Source organism: Kitasatospora sp. NPDC051705 (assembly GCF_044453265.1).
Classification (GTDB): Bacteria; Actinomycetota; Actinomycetes; order Streptomycetales; family Streptomycetaceae; genus Kitasatospora.
Genome location: NZ_JBITCO010000068.1, coordinates 1 through 1,350 on the forward strand (window position 1 = coordinate 1; position 1,350 = coordinate 1,350).

At 71.5% G+C, this 1,350-nt stretch carries 1 protein-coding gene and 1 pseudogene; both read right to left on the bottom strand.

The window, feature by feature from the left end; all coding sequences use genetic code 11:
* Positions 1-203 (bottom strand): annotated as a pseudogene (locus ACIA8Q_RS33835) (hypothetical protein); the annotation flags it as partial.
* A 242-nt stretch (positions 204-445) separates the two neighbouring features.
* The coding region (locus ACIA8Q_RS33840; protein ID WP_396318313.1) for a hypothetical protein at positions 446-1,350 on the bottom strand (905 nt) is incomplete at its 5' end.

The following is a 1,350-nucleotide window of genomic DNA, read 5'->3' on the forward strand; positions in this document are numbered from 1 at the left end:
TCGGCGGAGAGCTTCGCGCCGGAGGCACCGGAGGCGGCGTCACCCGCGGCGGCGGGCTTCTTGTCGTCGGCCTTGGAGCCGTAGCCGCAGGCCGAGAGCAGGGTCACGGCGGTGAGGCCGGCCACCGCGGCCACGGCGGAGCGTCTGATCCGGCCGGCGTTGGGGCGGACGAGGGTATGCGAAGGCGTCGGGTTCGGTGCCATGGCAGGTCCTGTTCACGGACGGACCGTCAGGAGACGGTCTCGGGACGGAAGTTCGGAAGCTGTGCTTGCGGCATCGTGGATGCCGGGCAAGCCGGGCCGGTCGAGGGGAGGTGGCCCGGTGACAGAGCGTTCTCAGCCCTGTCGGCCCACACATCGGGTCAGTCCGCCCTGGCCGCTGCCGAGGACGCCGCTGCCGATGCGGCCGCCTTCCTTGTCCATGCCCGAGAACGCCTCGCTGGGCATCAGACCCAGTCCTCCTCGTCGGTGGCGTCGGTGGTGGTGCGTACGGTCGCGAAGGCCTCGCCCGCCATGCCGGCGGTGAGGGTGGTGCCGTCGGCCGGGTCGATCAGCAGGAACGATCCGGTGCGGCGGTTGGCGGTGTAGGGGTCGAGGGCCAGCGGCTCGGCGGTGCGCAGCAGTACGTGGCCGATGTCGTTGACGTTCAGCCCGTCGGCGCCGGAACGCTGTTCGAGCGTGTCGATGTCGATCCGGTAGGAGATCTCCTTGACGAGCGCGCGGACGGTGCGGGTGGTGTGCTTGAGCAGCACCTTGTCCCCGGTGCGCAGCGGGCGCTCGTTGAGGTGGCTGACGGTGGCCTCGATGTCCTTGGTGGGCTGGGGGGCGGGGCCTGCGGTGATGAGGTCGCCGCGGGAGACGTCGATGTCGTCGGTGAGGCGGACGGTGACGGACTGCGGCGCCCAGGCGATGTCGGTCTCCCGGCCGAGTGCGTCGATGCCGGCGACGGTGGTGGTGTGGCCGGAGGGCTGGACGGTGACGGTGTCGCCGACGCGCAGGACGCCGGAGGCGAGTTGGCCGGCGTAGCCGCGGTAGTCGGGGTGGTCCTCGGTCTGCGGGCGGATGACGTACTGGACGGGGAAGCGGACGGCCTCCTGGCTGGGGTCGCTGCCGACCGGGACGGTCTCCAGGTGCTCCAGCAGGGTGGGGCCGCCGTACCAGTCCATGTGGGCGGAGGGTTCGACGACGTTGTCGCCGGCGAGGGCGGAGATGGGGACGGCGAGGACGTCCTCGATGCCGAGGGAGGCGGCGTAGGCGGTGAACTCGGCGGCGATGGCGGCGAAGACGGGTTCGGCGTAGTCGACGAGGTCCATCTTGTTGACGGCGAGGACGACGTGGGGCACGCGCAGCA